Below are 21126 nucleotides of genomic sequence, written 5' to 3' on the forward strand. Positions count from 1 at the left end.
GATGAGTTGGCCGTCAGCTTATAGCCCATGGCTCCGCTCTCAACCCAATGTTCGCCTTCAATTCCCAGTTCGAACAAATCATGATCTCCGGCAAGGGAGGCTACGCCTCCGGGTCGGTCGCCGTCGCCCGCAACGCCCCCGGCGGGTACCGCACCGGGGAGGGCAAGGGCGCCCCGGGCTCGCGGCGGAAGAAGACGTCCGCGAGCGGGGTCTTCGTCGGCGCCCGCGAGGAGGGCGCCGGAGAGGCCGCCCCGGGCCGCAAGCGGGGCGGCGGCAAGGGCAAGAGCGGCGGCGGGAACGCCACCGCCGCGTTTGTCCGCAAGAAGAAAAAGTAATTAAAAGGGTATGACCCCGGTTCGGATGGGGGTCATACCCTTTTTGTTGGGTCGCTTCATGCAGAGGAGGTTCAGCAGCTCGGCTTTCCCGTGCTAAGTAGCGCGGTTATCGAAACGCAGCCCTACCGCAGGCCACGACAACTTCGCTTCCCAGCCCTAAATGTTGCACTTCATACAACATTTTCGCCTGAGTTCCGGTGGAATGGCCGAAATGTTGTATTTCGTGCAACAATTTCGAGTGAATCGGCCTCGCGGCGGCTGAAAAGTTGTACGTTTTACAACATTCTCGACTAAAACAGCCATGCACGGCAGAAATTGTTGTACAAAATGCAAGATTAGCTTGCACCCCATGAACACCCGCTGTTACTTTTGTACAAATATGCAGAAGGAGCAGCCTTAGCGATGAGCAACAACGGCGGTAGCGGCATTGAGAACAATGTTAGTATCACCAACAACGGCAACAGTATCTCCAACAACATCGAGAGTTATCACCAACAACGGCAAATAGTAGTATCAATAACGGTGATAGTAGCATCGACCGCCATTTAACTAGTTATAAAGCACGCATGATGTCATTCCGCAATGGTAGGGGGAACACAGCACAGCCCCTAAAAATCAGCCCGAAACGCCTGCTATCCCGTGATCGAAGCCGTTCCCGAAGCGGCGCCGGAGGCCAGGGCTTCGACTTCCAACTGGGCCAAGCGCTTAAGCAGCTTTTTCAGCATGACGGAGGCTTTGACCTGGAGCGGCAGGCTGTCGGCGATGCGAAGATCGTAAGCGCCGTCGGCGATGGCCTGCTTTAATTCGGCGACCGAATCGCAGGGGCGATGCAGTTCGTTATACAAGCTGCCGTACTGCAGGCATTGGTGGGTGTCGCTCCCGGCGGTCACCGGCTTGCCGAGCTCGGCGGCGAACCGCTCAACGTTGGCGCGATTGGCCTCGTTGCCGTATTCGTACATGTCTTTGGCGTTCAGATCAAAGGCATCCAGGCGACGGAGCTGATCCGGGTCCAGATGATGGAGCGGGGTCGATTCGCGGAACGGATGCGCCCCGATTTTGAGCAGCGGATAGTGTTCGGCCAGCGTCATGAGGTCGGGGAAAGGGATAAAGGATCCTTTTTCGGTATACCCCTCCAGTTCCCGTCGAACGGCTAAAATATGCTCTTTGCGCCCGATTAGCAGGATGTGGCCGGTTTCCCGGATATCCACTTCCATGCCGGGGAAAATGCGGAGCCGGCCGGCTTCGTAATATTCGCCATTGAAGGGATACAGGCGATCCAGGTTTTCGTAGACTTCATAAAAGTTGCGCGTATTGAAATGCTCGGTCAAAGCGAGGGCATTGAGCCCGTTCGCCGCGGCTTCCGCAATCATTTCTTCATAATAGGCCGGCGAGAAGTCGGCGGCCTTGGACAACTTGGCGTGGGTATGCAGGTCGATTCGCATAGAAACAACTCCTTGGTTGGCTTGATGAGTTAAGTAACCCTTGGTATCGGCGTAGGCCGGATGCCGTGGGGGGAATGGGTAAAATGGCGGCGGTTGGCCGGATGCCGGGAAGCATGCATGAAGAAGGCAGCCAATCGTCGAGCCGGTTGACCCGGCAGGTGAGGCGAGGGGAGACCGTGTACCTTTTACCCCCACCAAAACAAAGCCGCGACGTAAAGCGCCGATCCGCCCAGGAAGAGAAAATCTCGCCGCTGCAGCTTAAGATGGGACAGCTTGAGCTTCTTGGAGGCGGGATGGTTCATGCCGTAGGAGAATCCGCGCGTCTCCAGCGCCTCTACCGTGGTACGGGAGCGTTTGGCCGTAACCAGCATCAGCGGGAAAAAGGCGTACACCAGCAGCTTCAGGTAATACGCGCCAAGCCGCCAATACAATACGCCGCCCCGTTCGGGCGCTTTGCCGCGCAGCCGGTAGGACAGCAGGACGTTGCGGAACTCCTCGAACAACACCGGCAAAATGCGGTAGCCGTACGACAAGCTGAACGAAAATGCGGCCGGCACGCCGAGCGCCAGAAGGCCGTCGCTGATTTTTTCCGGATCCATGCCCGAAAATACGGTGATGCTGGCCAGCGATACGATCGACAGCTTGAGCGTCAGCTTGAGCAGCGGCAGCGCGGAGGAAATGTCCCCGCCAAAAAACAGCGAGATGATAAACAGCCACCCCACCTGCCCGATCAGGCCAAGACACAACACGATGATGATGAATGGCGTGACCCGGGACAACACGGTGGTGATGATCATGAACAGGCACATACCAGCCAAAATGACATAGCTGTCGATAAACCACGGGACGACGGCGAAAAACAGATACCAGATCAGCAGTCCCCGCGGGTCGAGCCGGGACAGGGAAGCGTGGCCGCTGCCGTAGGCCGTGTTCATCAGCTCGAGCTGGATGCGGTCGAGCGAGATTTTGTTAAACCAGTTGCGGACGAGCTGCATGCGGGTGAGTCTCCTTTCCGGTGATGATGCGGTGCAGGCGGTCGGCGAGCTTAGCCGGCGAACTGCACGGGGGCTGGAGGCCCAGGGCCGCGGATAGCTCCATGCTTTGCGTCAGCGCCAAGCCGGCGCGGCGGATCAGCTCCGGGCTGGAAAAGATTTGCGCCGCTGTCCCGTCAGCCAAAACCTTGCCTTCGTGCATGACGATCACGCGGGTAGCCCAGCGGTTCACGAGCTGCATATCATGCGTGGCGATGAGGACCGTGCGGACGTGTTGGTCCAACTCCTCCAGCGTGCCTAGCAGCTCTTCGCGCGTGGCCAGATCCAGGTTGGCCGTCGGTTCGTCGAGCAGCATGACCGCGGGCCGGATCGCCGCGCCGATCGCCAGCGATACGCGGCGCTGCTGGCCGCCGCTCAGCAGACGCGCGTCGCGGTCCTGCAGCGGCTCCAGCCGGAAGCTGCGCAGCATGCGTTCCGCGGTGGGTTCGGCATCCGGGTAGCGGCGCCGTTTCAGGCAATAGGCGATCTCTTTCCGCACGCTGTCTTCGATGAACATGTCCTCCGGGTTCTGGAAGACGAAGGCAACGTCCCGCGACAACTGCTCGAGGGAGACGCTGCGGGTATCCTGACCGAGAACGGCAACGCTGCCGGCAGACGGCTTGGCGATCCCGGCGATGAGCTTCAGCAGGGAGGATTTGCCCGCGCCGTTGTTGCCGACGAGCGCGATGCGCTCGCCTTCGCCGAGGCTCAGGTCGATCCCGTGCAGCACGGTCCGCTCGGCTTTGCGGATCGTGCGGTAGTTCAGCGATACGCCGCTGAACCGAATCGCGGGAGGCGGACCGGCATGCTCTTGTTCCTGTTCAAGCACGGCGGCGGGTTGATTTGCGTTGGCGCGGATGGAACCGGCGTTGCCCGTATTGGCGACGGCTCCAAACGGCAGGCTCGGAAGCTGCCGAGCAAAGTAAGGAATTGCGGCTTCGGTCGTAATCGGATAAGGGAGCCGGCGATGCTCCTTCTCGAAGTTAGCGAAGTCGCTATGCGTGTCAGCTTGCCGAATCGCATCGGCGGGGTTTGCGCTGCCCAGAGCGGCTACGCTCTGATCGGCGTCATCATCCTGCATGGCATCGCTTTGTTGCTGCATGGCCCACAGATAGGCCGCCGCCTGAGTAACCTCGGGCGGCTGAATGCCCAGCCGCTCCAGGTCGTCCAGGCTGTTCAGCGCCTCGGATACCGGGCGCTTCCACAGCACCCGGCCCTGTTCCAGCAGGCAAACGTCATGGCAGTAGTCGGCGATGAACTCGGCGTGATGCTCGATGACGATGACGGTTTTGCCGTAGTCTCGGTTAAGCTCCCGCAGTACTTCATACACCTGGCGGGCATGGCTCGGATCCAACTGGGACACCGGCTCGTCGACGATCAGGATGTCCGGGCCGAGCGACAGGGCCCCGGCCAGGGCGAGCAGATGCTTTTGTCCGCCGCTGAGCTCCCAGATGTACCGCTGCTGCAGATGAGTGAGGCCGCAGAGCTCCAAAGCGCGCAGGGCTCGGTCCTGGTAGTCGGGAAACCCGTAGTTCAGCGGAGCGAAGCAGGCTTCGTCCAGGACGGTGGGACGTACGAGTTGGTTGTCAAAGTCCTGATAGACGTAGCCGACTCGGCGGGAGAGTTGGGCGACGGTTTTTTGCGCGGTGGATTGGCCGTGAATGTGCACCTCGCCTTCGAAGTCGCCGGAATAATAATGCGGAATCAGCCCGTTGAACAGTTTGCACAACGTCGATTTGCCGGAGCCGTTGCCGCCGATGATAGCGGTGAAGGTTCCTTGTTCGATCGTCAGGGAGGCCTGATTCAGTACCGGATGCTCCGAACCCGGATAGGTAAAAGTGACGCCCGTGATTTCGATCGCGGGGGCAGGGGCTCCGTCAGGCCGGGACCGGGATAAAGAGGGCTGGCTAACGGATCGGATCGGGATTTGCAGGTCGGCCCGGGATGTCGGCCGGCTATCGGCCTGGGGCCGCGTTTGACCGGCCGGCCGGTCTTGCGTCGGCTTACGCATACGGCAGGTTCTCGGACTCGTCCCCGGCTTGGGCGTTACGCGCTCGTTTGGCCCGCATCGCGAGCAGGACGATGACGGCGACCACGGCGGCCGCCGCAATGCTCAGCCAGGTCGCCCCCGCGCCTAAGCGGTCGGCCAGTCCGCTGTCCCATTCGCCGATGTTCCAGTCCGTTTCGGACAGCGATTCCGCGCCGAAGGCGATCAGCGCCAACCCGATGGCGGTCAGGACCAGCTTGGGCGAAATGATGCCGGCCGCTTCGTATTTGGTGGTCTTTTCGCGCGGTTTGATGCCGAGGAGCGGTTCGATTTTTCCGTACAACCGGGGTACCAGGTAGAGGGTGGGCAGCAGGGCGAACAGGATGCCGGAGAAAAGCACGTCGTTCAGGAAGCTTGCGCCTTCGACGATCACGACGCTCTGCGCCAGACCCGGCACGGCTTCAAATTCTTCGACGCCGATCCATACTTTGCCGATGTCGACCAGGCTGCTGCACAGCTGATGGATGACGACGCCCGTGATGGCGGCGGTGCCGACTTGCCCGCGGTTTTGCGGGTTGCTGACCATCCGGCCGGCGACGTACATGGCGAACGAGAAGGTCAGGAATTTCTCCAGCTCGCCGAGACCGCCGAATTGCCCCAGCATCAGCTCGCCGAAAATAATCTCGCCCAGCGCCGCCCCGATCGCCGCATACAGCGGATGGAACAGCATGCAAAGCGTCAGCGGGATGAACGCGAAATATTCGACGGACAGTTCGATCGGCCCGATTCGAAATTCGGGGATCAGCTCGGTGAACATGTTGGACAATCCGTACAGGGACATGGACAAGACGAAGATCATCATTTTTTGCGAAGACGTGAGGGTGTACAGGGTCTTGCGATTCATGAAAGGGTGGCCTCCTTAAATATAGTGTTGGAGAGGTTTGCATCTAAAGTGTAGAGGCCGAGTATTAAGGGAAGCGGAGGTGTATGTCAACGGATTGTAATATTTTTTACATAGTGAAAATGATGTAATAAAATTTACATAACAAATCTTTGCTAGGATAGGATACGGGATAAGTAAAAACAAGGAGCTGGAGCCCATGCCGATCATCCGTAATCAAGTGTTTGCGAAAAAAGCGAAGTTTTCCGCCGGCCATCTAAAAATCGTCGATTTCATCGAGCGCCATCCGGATGAGGTATTGTTTATGACCGAGCAGGAAATGGCGGACCGGATCGGCACGAGCATTGCCACGGTGTCGCGATTTTGGCGGGCGGCGGGGTACGAGAACGGCAAGGATTTCCGGTTGAAGCTCCGCTTGGCCCTAGATAAGACTCCGGCGCATAAGCTGGAGGCGACCATCTCCCAACTGGACCCTTCCAGCCTGCCGTTGAAGATGCTGGAGCAAACGAACGTCCACATGCGGGAAACGGCGGAGCAGACGGACCCGGAGGAGTTGAAACGCGCCGCTTCGCTGATGGCGGGAGCCAGACGCATTTACGTGTATGCGCCTGGGCCGTCGGTGGCGCTTGGCGAGCTGCTCTTTTACCGTTTGTCGCGATTTGGCATGTCGGTGCGCATGATGGCGGCCAGCGGCCATGAGCTGCTGGAATCGCTCGCGCATGTGCAGCGGGAAGACGCCGTGTTGCTGTTCAATTTCACCCGTCTGCTGCCGGAAACCGAAGTGATCCTCGACTGCGCGAAACGGATCGGCTGCTCGGTCGTGATGGTGACCGACCGTGAGGAGTTCCGGTACGGGTCGCAGGCGGATGCCGCCTTCCACGTAAGCCGCGGCGACATGGGGGAGTTCCACTCGATGGTGACGCCGCTGTTGCTGATCGAACAGATGATTTTGAGCATCGGTCTTTTGAACAAGGAGAAGGTGCTGGCCAAGCTGGAATATTTGGGCGAGCTGCGGGCGAGGTATGCGGATAAGCTGCCGCGGGGGAAGGCGTGATTCATCCATGCCAGGCATGTTTCGGTTACTCCGGATACGCTGTACGTCCTTGCTTTTGACCGCCGGAGTTGGTACAATAAATGTCTGGTAAACTGCCCTGTGGGGCTTCAGGAGGAGGATGAAGAACATGGGTAAGAAAAGTGACGGTAAAGTGCTGGCGCAGAACAAAAAAGCTTCCCATGACTATTTCATCGAAGATACCTACGAAGCGGGCATGGTGCTGACCGGCACGGAGATCAAGTCGATTCGGAACGCCCGGGTGAATATCGGGGATGCGTTCGCAACGATCCGGAACGGCGAAATCCATATCCACAACATGCATATCAGCCCGTTCGAGCAAGGGAACCGGTACAATCCGCTCGACCCGACGCGGACGCGCAAGCTGTTGATGCATAAGGTGCAAATCAATAAGCTTCTTGGCTTGTCCAAGCAGGAGGGGTATTCGATCGTACCGCTCAAGATTTACATTCGCAACGGTTACGCGAAGCTGCTGCTGGGCCTGGGCAAAGGGAAGAAGCAATACGACAAGCGCGATACGGCCGCGAAACGTGATGCTCAGCGTGATATTCAGCGGGCGCTGCGCGAGAAGCAGAAGGTCGCAAGATAACACGTGGCGAATGAAGTTCCCAGTGTTTCCATCAAGTCCATAAACATCGAGTAACGCAAACATGGTATACTAATGAATGTAAGAGATGATCACGTTCCTGATATGGAGAAGGAAATGTGATAACGAACAACAGCAGGCCCTTGCAGGCTGCACCTTGATCCAACACCCTTTTATTTCGGGGGCGTTTTTGGATTCGACGGGGGTAGATCGAGCATGGGTAGCGGGTAGTGGGGACGCGTCCACTTCATCAACGCTAAAGCCAATTAAACGGCAAACAAAACAACAACTTAGCTTTCGCAGCTTAATAACCTGTGAGCTAGCTCTATCTCTGCATCGCCCATGTGCCGGGAATAGGGCCCAACTTTAGTGGGATACGCCGTCTGGTCTCCGCCTGGGGTCAACGGAAGAAGATAATCAGGCTGACCCGAAGGGAATCCGGTGACAGGGAGTCTCTAGGGTGACATCAAATCTGTCACTACACCCGTAGAAACCTATGTGGCGTTGCCTTCGGACAGGGGTTCGACTCCCCTCGCCTCCATTGTTAAAAACCACAACCGAATTCGGTTGTGGTTTTTTGCATTGTTCAGTTGATTGATGTGTACCATTCTCCAGGTAAGGCGCCATGGAGCTCTTTAGCATCCGCGAAGCATCGATCAAATCGTTTCTTTACATTTGCGGTACAACTGTTTGCCGTCCTGGCTCAAGCCGGTTGTTTTTTACCCATTTCTTGCTGTTCTCCCAAACGTGCCGGGTTAAACTATTCTGTGGTTCCACGAATGGGTACATTGTTCAAGCATCAGGCATTGTTTGTAATGCCCCGGGCCCGAGGCATACAGCCGGAAAACCATCCGGTCAGGTTTTAGTTATGTCAAAGGGTGTTCCGCAAGTACAAATATAAATGTTGTTTTCGGCAATATATTTAGACTTCCACAGCTTTTCGAATCAGTCTACTTCAGACTCCCTAAGTAAGTTTTATTCTGAACATAAAAAAAACAGTGGCAGCTAAGGACTTGAAAATAAGATCTCAGTAAGACGATGTGTAAACGGCGCGTGATTCCATATTAATTGGGTAAAATACAATAAACGCAACTGAGCAATGTCAGTTGCGTCCATTTACTTATCTTTACTGTATCAATTTGGTGCTGTTAATGTAGTTTCGATATTAATATCGCTCAAAGATACCGCATATCCACCAGCAGTCTCTTCATAAACTCCTACTTGAGTACCGGATGGGGAGTATTTTTTCCATTGCAACTTTCCGTTTGAATTAGCCGCAACCTGGTAGTTTGTTAAATAAACTGTTGTTTGGGGGTTTACTTTTTGAGTCGCCCCATACTTTATACCTTTCGTCCATCCTCTTTCCATACCCCATGAGCCGCCAATTTGAGCTGACATTTTTGTAAAAAACGGTACTTTAAACTCACCACTTACAGTAAGGTTAGTTGATACATTCCATTTTCCACTTTTGGTATCTTGTTGTTCATATTGGATAGATGCCTCAGCATTGGTACCGTTTACATAGCGGTATATTCCCATTTTATCATAATGCCAATCATATACTGGTTGAGCATTTGGCAAGTACGTATTAAATGTGTATGTGAAACCATCACTAGTGGGGGGCCCAAATGGAGTCACTCTTTGCGAAAGTGGGACAACTTCTTTGGTATTCCCGTTTAAATCCGTCTCCCAAGCCCTAACTTCAGGGATTGGAATTTTCTTGGAAATTTTCGAATCTGCCAACTCCTGAACTGTGCTAGGGATACTGTCTTGAGCGCTGACGATACCATTAGAGGCTGTCATTGTCAGTAGAGCAAGAGCAGCAACTGCAATCTTACGTTTAACCTTAAAGTCCAAAATAATCACCTCTCAATATTATTTACCTACAAATCCAATATATACCAATCTAGCAAATTATGCAACTACTTCAACATTATTTACTATAATATGTATCTAATATATGTAATACGGACTTTACTGCATTTTTTGTAGTTCTGTTATCTGCTTTTGTTTTTGCATTTTGAGTAACGGTAACGATTAGATTTTTATATGTGTACGTTGCCATATCATTTCTATTTGATAATTCAATATCGGCTCCGTCATCTCCAGAAGGGAACTCCCAAGAAACTAAGTTGTTACCCATATCCACTTCTGTATAAGCGAATCTCACATAAATCTGAATAGATTTATCCTTATTTTCAAATATGAATAGTTGTTGTGTAGGATTAAAATCATTCTTTCCACCTCCAAGAGTTATGGTATCTTTCTTATTAAATGTATATTCTCTTTCTATTAAAAAAATTGTTTGAAACGGTGGAATTAATGAGAAACCATCTATAACTATATTGCTTTGAAAATCCTCTAGGAATTTTGTGAAATCATCATAGTTGGGTACGCTTACGGTATCTATTGCTTTCTCGTTTGATGCTTCGGCTTGTGTTTTTTGTTCATTAGTGTCATCATTCCAACAAGCTGATAGAGAAATGGAAATCATCAAACAACCGATCAGTGATAACAGTATTTTTTTCATAACAATTACATCCTCCCAATTAATTTATTACTTTTACAATAATATATTCTATGAATGGAAGCAACTGGATTAATCAGATGAAAATATGCGAACAAGAATATACTCAAGCCGAATTGAAACGGTTGAAGAGGTTACTCAAAGAAAATAAACGTAAGACGACTACTGTCTTAATGCAATAGCAGAATGCGATGATTCGAAAACCACCCTATGAACATATCGCTAAGTTAGAATCAGAAAAGAAAGCTTGGATAAGCAAATTTCAGAAGAACAACTTTTACAAGTTTCACTGTCTGAGTCACAATCATGGACTTTTACAATAACCGACGAATTCACATGAGTTTATATGGCTACTCTCCTGTTGAATTTGCAGTAAAGTTGGAGAGAAACGAAGTGAATGCGTTTAAAATTGCCGTTTAGCTATGCCTAACTAAGGTTTCATCCTGAAGTGTCCAATATTCGGGGGCCTGGCCGTCTTTTGTTATGCTATGGTATCACCCTAACGATCCTGCTCTGCTTTGTGGGGATGTACAGCACGATGGGCTCCTTTCTTGGCAAACCGCCTTATTCGCTAGGCGAAATGGAGATCCTGGGCGTGCGTTCGCTTGGCATGCTCGTCATGGTTCTCTCTTTATTTGCCGGCCGCATCTGCCGTAGATGGGGGGTGCTGCCCGTACTGCGTACCGGATTAATCTTCTCGATTACGGCATTAATGCTGATGTCCTTTGTTCAGGAATTAGGGGTCTACATCGTCATGAGCGTGTTGTTCGTCGCCGGCATCGCCGTGGTCGTGCCTACGCTGATTTCCCTGATCGGAGAGATCGGAAGCGGGAATCGGGGGGTTGCAACCTCCCTATATACTTTCGTTTTGTTTGCCGGAGCGAGCGTAGGTCTGGTCCTTACGGCCTATTTGTTGGAAACCGGTCGGCACGCTTTGCCTTTTCAGGTGTTTGCGGGCATCCTGTCGTTCGCTTTGTTGTGTTCAATCTTTATTCAATATAGAAGAAACTAGGTGCGCTTGTCCCATACGCCCCATCCTTGCTTTTGACCGCCGGAGTTGGTACAATAAATGTCTGGTAATCTGCCCTGTGGGGCTTCAAGAGGAGGATGATGAACATGGGCAAGAAAAGTGACGGTAAAGTGCTGGCGCAGAACAAAAAAGCTTCCCATGACTATTTCATCGAAGATACCTACGAAGCGGGCATGGTGCTCACCGGCACGGAGATTAAGTCGATTCGGAATGCCCGGGTGAATATCGGGGATGCGTTCGCAACGATCCGGAACGGCGAAATCCATATCCACAACATGCATATCAGCCCGTTCGAGCAGGGGAACCGGTACAACCCGCTGGACCCGACGCGGACGCGCAAGCTGTTGATGCATAAGGTGCAGATTAACAAGCTGCTGGGCTTATCCAAGCAGGAAGGGTACTCGATCGTACCGCTCAAGATCTACATCCGCAACGGATATGCGAAGCTATTGCTTGGTCTGGGTAAAGGGAAAAAGCAATACGACAAACGCGACACCGCCGCGAAACGCGATGCACAGCGTGATATTCAGCGGGCGCTGCGCGAGAAGCAGAAGGTCGCAAGATAAGCAATTTTCAAGTTCCACGTTCCCTCTGTTTCCATCAAGTCCATAAACATCGAGTGACGCAAACGTGGTATACTAATTGATGTAAGAACAGATCACGTTCCTTATATGGAGAAGGAAATCGTGATGCGAACAAACAGCATGCCCATGCAGGCTGCACCTTGATCCAACCCCCTTTTTATTACGGGGGCGTTTTTGGATTCGACGGGGGTAGATCGAGCATGGGTAGCGGGTAGTGGGGACGCGTCCGCTTCATCAACGCTAAAGCCAATTAAACGGCAAACAAAACAACAACTTAGCTTTCGCAGCTTAATAACCTGTGAGCTAGCTCTATCCCTGCATCGCCCATGTGCCGGGAATAGGGCCCAACTTTAGTGGGATACGCCGTCTGGTCTCCGCCTGGGGTCAACGGAAGAAGATAATCAGGCTGACCCGAAGGGAATCCGGTGACAGGGAGTCTCTAGGGTGACATCAAAACTGTCACTACACCCGTAGAAACCTATGTGGCGTTGCCTTCGGACAGGGGTTCGACTCCCCTCGCCTCCATTGCTAAATTCCTGTATGTGACTCAGCCCTCAAATCATCTAGATGATTTGAGGGCTGAGTCATTATTTGATCAATAAATTCCCTAAAACACCTCAATGGGTCTGCCTTGTCTGCAGACCCATTGAGGTGTTTTTTGTTTTTTTATTTTAAGCTATCCTCTTCCGAATGAAGCCTTAGGAAAAGGAATCATAAAGTAAAACTCTGGATGTGGGAGCCGATGTGAAGCATTGCAAATCAAGCAACAAAATATCGAATGACTAAATCAAACATTAACATTAGCCAGGAGTTGATTCTGAACATCATCATAAAGAGGAGGAGTTGAGAACTCAACTTTCGCAGCATGAAATCGGCAAATAAGCCTTGATGTAGTTGGGTAAAGCAGCAATCCACTGCTGGAGTTGACGCTGAATGAGAGTCGAAAGTTTCTTCCCAGCTTTGGTGGCGATCTCTTGGATCAAATCGACCAGTTGCTGCAGGGCCAAGGCCCAGTCGAGCGTGCCGACTTCGTCGCAAAGCAAATAAAACAGACCACCGAACGAACGGGCATCCGTACTTTGCCGATGCTGCCAAGCGAGCAGAATATAGCGCGAAAACACAACGGTCGTGTGACTGATGAGCAAGTCGTACGAACGGCCTTGGAATTCCTTTTGCAGCCGCAGTAGCGATTTGGTGCACTTGAAGAATACCTCAATGTCCCAGCGCATCCGATAGATCCGGATGATGTCCGAGGCCGTCAAGCTGAGGTCGGTGGAAAGCAGCGCGAGCCACTCATTCTTCTTGGAACGATGACGAACGAACACCACCACTGCCGGGATACCAGGAGCAAGCGTGGTTCGGATAAGCCGAAGGATGTTGCGATTTTTTCCTTCCACACGCGGGGCCACGGCGTACAGTTCCTTCAGGCTGAGCCGCTGCCCGTTCATGAGATAACGCTTGTTGTCGTTTTTAACCATGCCGATGACATGCAGCCCGCGACGGAGGACTTCTTGAATGAGCGGCGCATGCGTAAACCAGCTATCCATCAAGACGTACGAGGCCGAGATACCGGCTTTTAGCGCACGATCCAGCATGGCTGAGATCACTTGCGGAGCCGAACAAAACGCTTCTTGCCGACGCTTGTAACCGTGGCTTCGTTTGTCGATCCCCTCTGCCATCCCTGTGATGCCGGACTTTGCTGAACTCAGCAGTGCAAAATCGACGGGGACAAACGAATGACCGTCCGACCAGCCCATGGTCAGCATACGGAAGCCTTTGTAGAAAGCCCCTGTGGCATGGTCTTTAAAGCGTGCCAGCATCTCCACAGCCTTGCTTCGGTTGCGTTCAAACATGGAATCGTCGAAGATGAAGGCTGTCTCCCGGTTGGACGAGGTCAGCGGTTCCATTCTGGCAATCGTTTCACCGCTGAGCGACAACAAAAACTGCCGCCAGGCATAGCCGCTATGATTCAAGAAGCGATAGACCGCGTCTTTACCCGGGAACCTTTCGCCTTTGCTGCTTTCCAAGAGACGGAACCAGTTCTTCTGGTGAAACAGCAGGACGAATACAAGGCGGAATAGATAGGCGCACGTGAAGCCGAATTTCTTTTTGAAACCCGCACCACGCAAGTGTTTGAGCACCTTTAGTTCCTGAAAAGCCGGTTTGATTTCGTTTGGCAGTTGATCGAGTGACGGTTGCTGGTTTATCATAGAGAAGACACCTCTTCTGTGTGGTAGTGATTGCTAGTCACCTTCACTTTACCAAACGAAGCGGTGTTTTTCTATTTTCGTCAAGGCAACAACCCATTCGACTTCAAACCTAAGCTACACGTACTGTTGAGCTGATTTTGGCTCTGCGAAAGTTGAGTTGAGAAGAAAACCTCAAATTAATTTGAAGAAAAATCTTTCTAAATTATGGTAGTATAGAATTGATTTGAGATACCACAATTATTTGCGTAGTTCAGAAATAAAACGTTATCTGAAATTACTTAAAGTATATAAAGAAAGAGAGTGATTTGTATGGCCAAATATATTGAATATCTTTGTACTTCAACTACAGCTTTTGTTGATAAAGAAATAGTTGTTAATTTTGATCAGGGAGAAATCACTGCGGTTAAAACGAAACTTTCAACTGAAGGAGATCAACCTAAAAGTGGTCTTGTTAGAATAACAGTTTATTTCAAAGAAACTATTGAATTCGATCAAGCCGAAGAGCTAGGTAACCATAAGGTGAAGCAGATTATCAATAGCTTAGTTTTTGTGAAAGGAAGTCAAATTAACGATCCTTACATTTTTAAAGAAAATATTAAACCCAATTCAACTATTGTTGCTAGGATGCAAGGAAGGTTTAGTATACAATCTGATTTTGGACAGGAAGAGATTGATGAGTTTGTTGAACTGACTAAAAACGAAAAAACGAATCATATCTATTACACCCTGTATAAACAATCAATGAACCATAATGATAATTTGGGTAAATTCATGTTTTTGTATAGCTTGTTAATAGTGATGATAGATGCAAAGAAACAGAAGGATGTAGATTCTTATATTATCTCAAATCACCCTGATGAAGAATTTAATCAGAGACAATCTACAAGAATGGTGAAGAGAGATGGAATTGAAACAAGAAGTGATGAATTAGAAACAAGATTTACTTGGCTCCGAAATCAATTAGGACATACTCAACAAGATAGCGAGATAACAGTTGTTATAAAGGAAATTAATGAATGCTGGAGAGATCTAGATCGTATAGTGAAAAACGTAATCAAAGATAAAGTCAGCGAGTAAGTTAATCACAGCAGAAGTAACTTCAGATAACATAATATTCACGCTGCGGACATGCGTCCTGGGTCCGGCAAAGCCGGACACATCCGACTTCGTCGGACGCCGTGAATACAGGAACGTTATAGGAAATCAGCGCAAGTAATGAAAAAATAAACTACGATAAGTCAGAGAATTTTGAAACATATATTCAGCAATATGTGTTTGTTATATAGAGTGGACATTTTTAAGTGTGGGTGGTTAGTTTAATTGAAAAAAATTATGATATTCATTTCCATGATCCTAACTCTATGTAGTTGTTCAAACAATTCCTCTATAGTTTTTAAAGGTGAGAGTAAAAACTGGTCATCAACATATACAATAGAAAATCCAAATGGTGAATAAATAATACGATATTAAAAATTAAGTACAAAATCTAAAAGATATAGCTGGAATTCAATATACATATAAAGGTGTCAGTGTTGGTGGTAGTGGAGAACAACCGAAATTATTTAGGTACGATAGTAAAATGACTAGAATATGAATTTCGAAGAAGGCACTGACTTCCTTAACACCGTATTCACGCATCGGGGCTATCGCCCCTCGGTTGTCAGATGTATAATCATGGAATAAGTTCAGACAACAAACGACCCAGCCCAAGATAGGAGCTATCTAAGGCTGGGTCGTTTCATGAATTCAAAGACGTTAAGCGAAATTGTCGAAGACCATGAAATTTAGTATGCCAATGAAGTGAATTTTAAAAATCATCAATAAATAAAAGGGGATCATTATGCCACAATGGAAGAAAAACAAAAAAGTTGAAAAGCAAGGAGTCGCTTTTTTAGAACAATTAGTGATCGACCACGGATCAATATATAGAGAAGTGCCAGGCGATAATGATACGGGTATTGACGGTTTTATAGAATTTGTCAAAGACGATATTGTTTCGGGGAAATTACTGGCGGTGCAAATAAAATCGGGGGATTCATATTATAACAATAACCAGGAAAAGTTTGTGTTTTATCCAGATGAAGACCATTTAAATTATTGGGAGAATTATATGTTACCTGTTGTCATGATATTCTATTCTCCCACAAATAAATGTAGTGCATGGATTGGAATAAACGAGCATCTAAATTATTTGCGATATCATAATAAGTCTCTCTTAAGTAAAATCGAAGTACGGAAAAAAGATGGAGTATCAATAAATGAATTGGAAGATTATATAAACATGAAATCTGATTCTAGAATTTTGTTAAAGTGTCTTGATAAGTGTTTTGACGATGATAAAAGTATTATTTTGAAACATTTTGAGATACTAACGAACCATCCCGAATCTAGGGATAGAAAAATAGTAATCAAGGTTGCCAGAGAATTAATTGCTCACAAAGATATTGAAATTAAGAAACAAGCGTTATGGTATTTAGGATATTGTGTTGGGAGAAGTAGATGGTCATGGAATCCCAATAATCTAGAAGAAGAAGAGTTAATGAGTTTTGCAGGGGACATTTGTTCAAATATATCTGAAGCCGAAATATATGAACTTTTATGTATAGTGGATAATGAAAGCTTTTCTGGGCCGATGGGTTTAGGCGAAAGATTACTAGATGTGATCTCCTGTTGTCTCGACAATGCAATTGAAATATTGAAGAAAACTGCAGTTGATGTTTCCGAACCGATAGGTCGAAGAGTGAATGCTTTGTTTTTAATATATGGTTGTGATGAAGAATGGATGGAGGAAGATCTGCTTAATAAGTCCTACGATATAGAATATAAGGATCTGTTTGATTTTCTGTCATCTGATAGTTAATCATTATATTAGCTAATCTATCTAGAATATTCGTGTATATTCAAAGAAGTCGAGAACTTCGCTTAACACTGCATTCACGCGGTGGGCCTTACGGCCCTTGGTCGCCGAGATGTTTATTGCATACTAAAAATGCCGAAGATTGCAGCGTAAAAATGCTCAAGTGAAATGCAAAAAAGAGGCACTTGTCAGCACCTAAATATCATCCTATCGTTAGGTTTGCGAGAACTTGACGAAGGAGACTGGAAGGATGCTGAAAATGCCTCAACAGCAGTATATCAGATTTTTACGCGAAGCAGAAGGATTAACGGTGAGCGAAATTGCTAGGCAGATGGGAGTTCACTGGCGGACCGCAAAACGTTACGCCGATCAGGATAACTGGAACCAAACGATAAATAAACGAAAAAGCCATAGCCCGGTGATGGGTCCCTTCATGGATGTGGTGGACACCTGGCTGGAGGAAGACCGATTACTTCCTCGAAAACAGCGACATACGGGAGTTCGGATTTTTGAGCGGCTGAAAGAGGAATACTCATTTACCGGATGTCAGCGTACGGTACTGGCCTATGTCAGGAAACGCAAAGGTGAAATGGAATTGGCACGTGCCAAACCTACGAGCGATTGGAACATCCTCCCGGAGAAGCTCAAGTCGACTTCACTACAATTCAGGTAAGTAAAGCCCAACAGTTACTCACCTACAAATTGCTCGTCGTCTCATTCCCCTACAGCAATACGCCCTTTGTGTATCCGACACCAGCCGAGAACCAGGAATGCTTCCTGGAAGGAATGAAGCGGTGCTTCGAGCAAATGGGAGGTGTTCCCCAGCGCATCTGGTTCGACAATCTTTCAGCAGCCGTGGTCCATATTGAAAAGCATGGCGAACGGCAACTCACGGAAGGCTTTCAACGCTTCTGTGCTCATTACCGACTAGAAGCCGTGTTCTGCAACCCCTACAGCGGACACGAAAAAGGGCATGTAGAGAGCAAATGCGGCTATGCCAAGCGTAATTGGGCGGTGCCGATTCCCGCTTTTGAAAACCAGGAACAATTGGCGGACTATTTTGCAGAACAAGCCCGGCAGGACACAGAACGCATCCATTATGCCAAAGGAGAGCGAATCGCCGATTTGTGGAAAGCAGATCGTGCCCTGCTGCTCACCTTGCCGGAAACCAGTTATGAGGCCTTTCACATGAGTGCAGCGGTGGTGAACAAATACGGAGAAATTCGGGCAGATGAACACACGATTCCACTGGTAGGCCTGGTTCAGCCCGGAAAAGAGGTGCTGATTCAAACGTTTTGGGACCGTTTAGTGATCCTTACCTCCGAGCAGCAGGTGATCCGGGAAGTGCCACGTCCGTATACAGGTCGAACCGCCGACATCCCGTGGGAGCAGGTTTTCACTAATCTGCTGAGAAAACCTCGGGGCGTCACGCATTCGCAGTTCATCCGTATGTTGCCGGAAGCCCTCCAGCAGTATGTAAAGGTGACCGATCTGACGGAGCGCAAAGAGAGACTGAAGGCACTCATTCACTGGAGCGGTGTGTACGAGATGGAGCAAATCCGGCAAGTGCTAGAGGAGGCAGGCGTGGAGGCGACGGTTGCACAGTTGACCGCAGCGTTGGGAATCCGGCAAACGAACCGGGACATCCCGGCAACATGGGCAGAGACGCTTTCTCCGCCGGGCACTCAGAGCGGAGAGTCGCTTCAGCGCTATGATCGTCTGATGGGGGTGAGCTAAACGATGCGAACTGATCTGACGGAACTTTGTCGGCAACTCCGGCTAGCCCATGTCGTGGACTATGTGACGCAACAGCAGGATGAACAGATGAGCGAGCTTGTGGAAAAACTCTTGCTGGCCGAACGTGAAGGCCGGCGCAGAGCCAAACTGGGGAAGCTTGTCCAGCAGGCTGGATTTCCTCATTTGAAGACATTTGACGGGTATGTGGACGACCATATCAGCTTTCCAAGCGGCAATACACTGGACGTCCTGCGAGAACTAAAATGGCTGGAACAAAAAGAGAATTTGCTGTTGATGGGTGCTGTGGGAACGGGAAAAACCCATATGGCTACAGCCTTGGGGGTTGAGGCTTGCAGACAAGGGCGTGCCGTACAATTCTACCGCGCCTCAGATCTGGTGGCCGTGTTGCAAGAAAAATTCGCAGCCGGTTCGCTTACTAGGTTTCGAGAAAAACTAAGGAAACTGGACCTGCTCATTCTGGATGAAGTCGGTTATGTCCCTTTCAGCCAGACAGGCTCAGAACTATTATTTAACGTGATAGCCGATTGTTATGAGCAACAGAGCGTGATTGTGACCTCCAACCTGGAATTTGGACAATGGACTTCCATCTTTGGGGATACCAAGCTGACGTCCGCTTTGGTTGACCGACTGGTGCACCATGCTCATATTCTTTCTTTCACAGGTGAAAGTTTCCGGCTCAAGCAGGCCATGGAACGTATTCCGTAATAACTATTTTGCTGGCAAGTGACCTCGGCACTTTTCGCAGCAAAACTCAGCATTTTTCACTTGCAAAAAACAGCCGAGAGGCATTTCTGAGAAGTGGACTCAGGCGACAACCCTGCGAACCTAACCGCGTCGCGGCCGCCCCTTTGGGGGCTTAAGGTTCTCGGGTTCGTGAATGCGGAAACGTTATATGACATACCAAAGAATATAAAAGGAGACATTATTCTATGAGTAATAATGAACAAGATATACTTTTCCATTACTGTGGAGGAGAGGCATTTTTTAATATAATCAAAAACTCTACTCTTTGGCTATCAGATGTACTTAAATCTAACGATTCGCGAGAATGTATTTGGCTTAGAGATTTGGTGAAAAAACTTATCTTGCGGAAACAGGTCATGGTAATTTAGAGGCATGGAATACTGGTTATCAAATGAACGAAAACATTGAAGATAACCAGACTATTTATGCCGCCTGTTTCTCAGAAAGTATCGATTCACTCAGCCAATGGAGAGGTTATGCTCAAAACGGAAGTGGAATTGCTATTGGTTTTTCGAAAAAGTACTTACAAGCTGTTAATGGACTATCCCCATATAATCTTAAATTCAATAAAGTTATTTACCAAAATCAAGAGAAATTTATAGATCGTATTGTCGAGGAAAACCTTGAGAATATGAAAACTAAAGGAATTGGTCATGTGGGATTAGAATTGAATCAGAATTACAGTTTAGAGTTTGCTCAATACAAAAATCCGAGCTTTGAAGAAGAAAAAGAGTGGAGAATGATATTAAGATCTAAAGCAGGCGCTCAAAAAATAAAGCGAAATTTTGGAGGAATTGAATTTTCAAAAAGACAATATAGGTACGCAGATGGAAAAATCATTTCGTATTTGGAAATGAATTTCTCGCAGATAAAACAAGATATCATCAAAGAAATATGGATTGGGCCCAAATCTAAAATATCTTCAACGGATATAAGAGATATGTTATTTGAATATGGATATTATGGAGATACTCCTTATAATGCGAGTGAACCAATACCTATTATGTACTCTAAAAGCTCTTATAGATAGAAATATCACATCAAAAACATAATATTCACTTGGAAAGAAAAATATAAACATAAAATACATTTTTGAATTTAGCTCAGGAAGCGCGGTATGTCATATAACAAATATTTACGCATCGGGCATACTCCCTCGGTCCGACAGAGGGATTTCGAGGAAGTAGAGACAATCCTATACACTTGGTACGCCAGGTGTCGTGAATACGAGAATGTTATATGAATAGAAAGAAAAGCCCATAGACTTTTAAAGTTTTGTAATATGTAATTCATTGAAGATATGTAAGGCATCCTTAAACCCTTGCAGATATATTTTTATTTCTAGAATTGCTTGTAATGCGAGTTGAGCGTCTTCATAAAGGAATAGAGTATGCTGGAGGTTGTCGGGTAGGGATTGTCGTATTTTTTTGAAATATTGTACAGATTCACTTGATAATTGCTTAAAATCAGAGTTATTGGATGTAAGCTCACTGTATAATGACTCCAATCGGCTACGAATGAGTGGATCAATCAAGACCTCTAAAGAATTGATCAAGAATTGCACCTCCCGGAGAATTTGTTTTTGCGAAATAAAGTTTAACTTCTTGAATATTATTTTACCACAACGAAATTCAGTGTCAAGAAAACGCAAATATAATTTTGCCTATGTAAAGATTATTTAATATAATTAAAGAAAAATTCAACTACCTTGTGAGGGGGTTGGCAATGATAAGTTATAAACCATTTCAAAAATTACTCATAGATAGAGATATAAAGAAACAGGAGTTATTAAAAATGACTGGAATATCATCAGCAACAATGGCAAAATTGAACACAAATGAATATGTCTCTCTAGAAATAATTGATAAAATCTGTTCAGCATTAAATTGTCAACCTGGTGATTTGTTGGAGCATATCCCTGAATATAAGTAAGGAATAAGACAGGATCCTAAAGTTTATGGTTGTGTTGTTCCGTAAAGAGGCCGTGTGCTATAATTCTGGTATATTCATTATAGATAGACACATAAATAAAACCGCGTCGCGAAGCGCCGCGGGAAGAGGT

The 21126-nt window shown here is 48.2% G+C and carries 21 protein-coding genes and 2 other RNA genes; 15 read left to right on the top strand and 8 right to left on the bottom strand.

Features of this window, described 5'->3' with window-relative positions:
* Positions 1-47: 47 nt before the first annotated feature.
* A complete protein-coding gene (locus ACQ4N8_RS00005) occupies positions 48-335 on the top strand; it encodes a hypothetical protein (RefSeq protein ID WP_430702263.1) in 288 nt (95 codons plus the stop codon).
* Between the two features lie 402 nt (positions 336-737).
* Positions 738-884, top strand: coding sequence for a hypothetical protein (locus ACQ4N8_RS00010; RefSeq protein WP_430702264.1), 147 nt, complete (start codon positions 738-740; stop codon positions 882-884).
* A gap of 83 nt (positions 885-967) precedes the next feature.
* Here the strand turns inward: ACQ4N8_RS00010 and ACQ4N8_RS00015 are convergent, their stop codons facing one another.
* From ACQ4N8_RS00015 to ACQ4N8_RS00030, 4 genes are all read right to left on the bottom strand, one after another.
* A complete protein-coding gene (locus ACQ4N8_RS00015; protein WP_430702265.1) occupies positions 968-1777 on the bottom strand; it encodes a PHP domain-containing protein in 810 nt (269 codons plus the stop codon).
* A 185-nt stretch (positions 1778-1962) separates the two neighbouring features.
* Positions 1963-2772: an energy-coupling factor transporter transmembrane component T family protein gene (locus ACQ4N8_RS00020; RefSeq protein WP_430702266.1), complete on the bottom strand. Its 810-nt coding sequence runs from the start codon at positions 2770-2772 to the stop codon at positions 1963-1965.
* On the bottom strand, positions 2747-4819 hold the full coding sequence (locus tag ACQ4N8_RS00025; RefSeq protein WP_430702267.1) for an ABC transporter ATP-binding protein: 2073 nt from the start codon (positions 4817-4819) through the stop codon (positions 2747-2749). The genes ACQ4N8_RS00020 and ACQ4N8_RS00025 overlap by 26 nt, the downstream gene beginning before the upstream one ends.
* A complete protein-coding gene (locus ACQ4N8_RS00030; RefSeq protein ID WP_430702268.1) occupies positions 4812-5699 on the bottom strand; it encodes a cell division protein FtsQ in 888 nt (295 codons plus the stop codon). Before ACQ4N8_RS00030 ends, ACQ4N8_RS00025 begins: the two co-directional genes overlap by 8 nt.
* A 196-nt stretch (positions 5700-5895) precedes the next feature.
* Between ACQ4N8_RS00030 and ACQ4N8_RS00035 the strand changes: the two genes are divergently transcribed.
* The 3 genes from ACQ4N8_RS00035 (at position 5896) to ssrA (ACQ4N8_RS00045) (ending at position 7898) form a co-directional block, all read left to right on the top strand.
* On the top strand, positions 5896-6750 hold the full coding sequence (locus tag ACQ4N8_RS00035; protein WP_430702269.1) for a MurR/RpiR family transcriptional regulator: 855 nt from the start codon (positions 5896-5898) through the stop codon (positions 6748-6750).
* A gap of 127 nt (positions 6751-6877) precedes the next feature.
* On the top strand, positions 6878-7357 hold the full coding sequence (gene smpB, locus ACQ4N8_RS00040; protein ID WP_178024351.1) for an SsrA-binding protein SmpB: 480 nt from the start codon (positions 6878-6880) through the stop codon (positions 7355-7357).
* A 177-nt stretch (positions 7358-7534) separates the two neighbouring features.
* Positions 7535-7898: a transfer-messenger RNA gene (gene ssrA / locus ACQ4N8_RS00045) on the top strand.
* Between the two features lie 590 nt (positions 7899-8488).
* Here the strand turns inward: ssrA (ACQ4N8_RS00045) and ACQ4N8_RS00050 are convergent.
* The gene (locus tag ACQ4N8_RS00050) at positions 8489-9211 is read right to left on the bottom strand and encodes a hypothetical protein (protein WP_178024369.1); all 723 of its coding nucleotides are present in this window, start codon (positions 9209-9211) and stop codon (positions 8489-8491) included.
* Between the two features lie 76 nt (positions 9212-9287).
* Positions 9288-9884: a hypothetical protein gene (locus ACQ4N8_RS00055; RefSeq protein ID WP_430702270.1), complete on the bottom strand. Its 597-nt coding sequence runs from the start codon at positions 9882-9884 to the stop codon at positions 9288-9290.
* 535 nt (positions 9885-10419) lie between these two features.
* On the opposite strand from ACQ4N8_RS00055, the gene ACQ4N8_RS00060 reads away from it, so the two are divergent.
* From ACQ4N8_RS00060 to ssrA (ACQ4N8_RS00070), 3 genes are all read left to right on the top strand, one after another.
* A complete protein-coding gene (locus tag ACQ4N8_RS00060; RefSeq protein WP_430702271.1) occupies positions 10420-10893 on the top strand; it encodes an MFS transporter in 474 nt (157 codons plus the stop codon).
* A gap of 104 nt (positions 10894-10997) precedes the next feature.
* Positions 10998-11477: an SsrA-binding protein SmpB gene (gene smpB, locus ACQ4N8_RS00065; protein WP_178024351.1), complete on the top strand. Its 480-nt coding sequence runs from the start codon at positions 10998-11000 to the stop codon at positions 11475-11477.
* A gap of 182 nt (positions 11478-11659) precedes the next feature.
* Positions 11660-12023, top strand: a transfer-messenger RNA (tmRNA) gene (gene ssrA, locus ACQ4N8_RS00070).
* 323 nt (positions 12024-12346) lie between these two features.
* Here the strand turns inward: ssrA (ACQ4N8_RS00070) and ACQ4N8_RS00075 are convergent.
* Positions 12347-13705, bottom strand: coding sequence for an IS4 family transposase (locus ACQ4N8_RS00075; protein WP_430702272.1), 1359 nt, complete (start codon positions 13703-13705; stop codon positions 12347-12349).
* Between the two features lie 309 nt (positions 13706-14014).
* On the opposite strand from ACQ4N8_RS00075, the gene ACQ4N8_RS00080 reads away from it, so the two are divergent.
* From ACQ4N8_RS00080 to ACQ4N8_RS00105, 6 genes are all read left to right on the top strand, one after another.
* Entirely contained in the window at positions 14015-14782 is a 768-nt protein-coding gene (locus ACQ4N8_RS00080) for a hypothetical protein (RefSeq protein ID WP_193417405.1), read from the top strand.
* 763 nt (positions 14783-15545) lie between these two features.
* Positions 15546-16565 (top strand): DUF4365 domain-containing protein, encoded by a 1020-nt coding sequence (locus ACQ4N8_RS00085; RefSeq protein ID WP_430702273.1) that lies wholly within the window; start codon positions 15546-15548, stop codon positions 16563-16565.
* Between the two features lie 247 nt (positions 16566-16812).
* Positions 16813-17235, top strand: a complete 423-nt coding sequence (locus tag ACQ4N8_RS00090; protein WP_430702274.1) for a hypothetical protein — start codon at positions 16813-16815, stop codon at positions 17233-17235.
* On the top strand, positions 17184-18299 hold the full coding sequence (gene istA / locus ACQ4N8_RS00095; protein WP_430702275.1) for an IS21 family transposase: 1116 nt from the start codon (positions 17184-17186) through the stop codon (positions 18297-18299). Before ACQ4N8_RS00090 ends, istA begins: the two co-directional genes overlap by 52 nt.
* 3 nt (positions 18300-18302) lie before the next feature.
* Positions 18303-19025 carry an IS21-like element helper ATPase IstB gene (istB, locus tag ACQ4N8_RS00100; protein WP_430702276.1) on the top strand — a complete coding sequence of 241 codons (723 nt, stop codon included), beginning with the start codon at positions 18303-18305 and terminating at the stop codon, positions 19023-19025.
* Between the two features lie 430 nt (positions 19026-19455).
* On the top strand, positions 19456-20094 hold the full coding sequence (locus ACQ4N8_RS00105) for a DUF2971 domain-containing protein (RefSeq protein ID WP_430702277.1): 639 nt from the start codon (positions 19456-19458) through the stop codon (positions 20092-20094).
* Positions 20095-20331: 237 nt separating this feature from the next.
* Here ACQ4N8_RS00105 and ACQ4N8_RS00110 read toward each other — a convergent pair whose 3' ends face one another.
* On the bottom strand, positions 20332-20619 hold the full coding sequence (locus ACQ4N8_RS00110; RefSeq protein ID WP_430702278.1) for a hypothetical protein: 288 nt from the start codon (positions 20617-20619) through the stop codon (positions 20332-20334).
* Positions 20620-20789: 170 nt separating this feature from the next.
* On the opposite strand from ACQ4N8_RS00110, the gene ACQ4N8_RS00115 reads away from it, so the two are divergent.
* Positions 20790-20996 (top strand): helix-turn-helix domain-containing protein, encoded by a 207-nt coding sequence (locus tag ACQ4N8_RS00115; protein WP_430702279.1) that lies wholly within the window; start codon positions 20790-20792, stop codon positions 20994-20996.
* The last annotated feature ends 130 nt before the right edge of the window (positions 20997-21126 follow it).

Origin of the sequence: Paenibacillus macerans (genome assembly GCF_050565405.1) — a bacterium.
GTDB classification, from domain to species: Bacteria; Bacillota; Bacilli; order Paenibacillales; family Paenibacillaceae; genus Fontibacillus; species Fontibacillus macerans_B.

Coding starts and splice junctions, on each gene's coding strand:
- ACQ4N8_RS00060 (WP_430702271.1), top strand. CDS start 10,420: ATGGGCTCCTTTCTTGGCAAACCGCCTTATTCGCTAGGCGAAATGGAG.
- ACQ4N8_RS00030 (WP_430702268.1), bottom strand. CDS start 5,699: ATGAATCGCAAGACCCTGTACACCCTCACGTCTTCGCAAAAAATGATG.
- ACQ4N8_RS00010 (WP_430702264.1), top strand. CDS start 738: ATGAGCAACAACGGCGGTAGCGGCATTGAGAACAATGTTAGTATCACC.
- ACQ4N8_RS00025 (WP_430702267.1), bottom strand. CDS start 4,819: ATGCGTAAGCCGACGCAAGACCGGCCGGCCGGTCAAACGCGGCCCCAG.
- ACQ4N8_RS00075 (WP_430702272.1), bottom strand. CDS start 13,705: ATGATAAACCAGCAACCGTCACTCGATCAACTGCCAAACGAAATCAAA.
- smpB (WP_178024351.1), top strand. CDS start 10,998: ATGGGCAAGAAAAGTGACGGTAAAGTGCTGGCGCAGAACAAAAAAGCT.
- smpB (WP_178024351.1), top strand. CDS start 6,878: ATGGGTAAGAAAAGTGACGGTAAAGTGCTGGCGCAGAACAAAAAAGCT.
- istB (WP_430702276.1), top strand. CDS start 18,303: ATGCGAACTGATCTGACGGAACTTTGTCGGCAACTCCGGCTAGCCCAT.
- ACQ4N8_RS00035 (WP_430702269.1), top strand. CDS start 5,896: ATGCCGATCATCCGTAATCAAGTGTTTGCGAAAAAAGCGAAGTTTTCC.
- ACQ4N8_RS00115 (WP_430702279.1), top strand. CDS start 20,790: ATGATAAGTTATAAACCATTTCAAAAATTACTCATAGATAGAGATATA.
- ACQ4N8_RS00080 (WP_193417405.1), top strand. CDS start 14,015: ATGGCCAAATATATTGAATATCTTTGTACTTCAACTACAGCTTTTGTT.
- ACQ4N8_RS00105 (WP_430702277.1), top strand. CDS start 19,456: ATGAACGAAAACATTGAAGATAACCAGACTATTTATGCCGCCTGTTTC.
- ACQ4N8_RS00020 (WP_430702266.1), bottom strand. CDS start 2,772: ATGCAGCTCGTCCGCAACTGGTTTAACAAAATCTCGCTCGACCGCATC.
- ACQ4N8_RS00090 (WP_430702274.1), top strand. CDS start 16,813: ATGCTGAAAATGCCTCAACAGCAGTATATCAGATTTTTACGCGAAGCA.
- ACQ4N8_RS00005 (WP_430702263.1), top strand. CDS start 48: ATGTTCGCCTTCAATTCCCAGTTCGAACAAATCATGATCTCCGGCAAG.
- ACQ4N8_RS00085 (WP_430702273.1), top strand. CDS start 15,546: ATGCCACAATGGAAGAAAAACAAAAAAGTTGAAAAGCAAGGAGTCGCT.
- ACQ4N8_RS00015 (WP_430702265.1), bottom strand. CDS start 1,777: ATGCGAATCGACCTGCATACCCACGCCAAGTTGTCCAAGGCCGCCGAC.
- ACQ4N8_RS00055 (WP_430702270.1), bottom strand. CDS start 9,884: ATGAAAAAAATACTGTTATCACTGATCGGTTGTTTGATGATTTCCATT.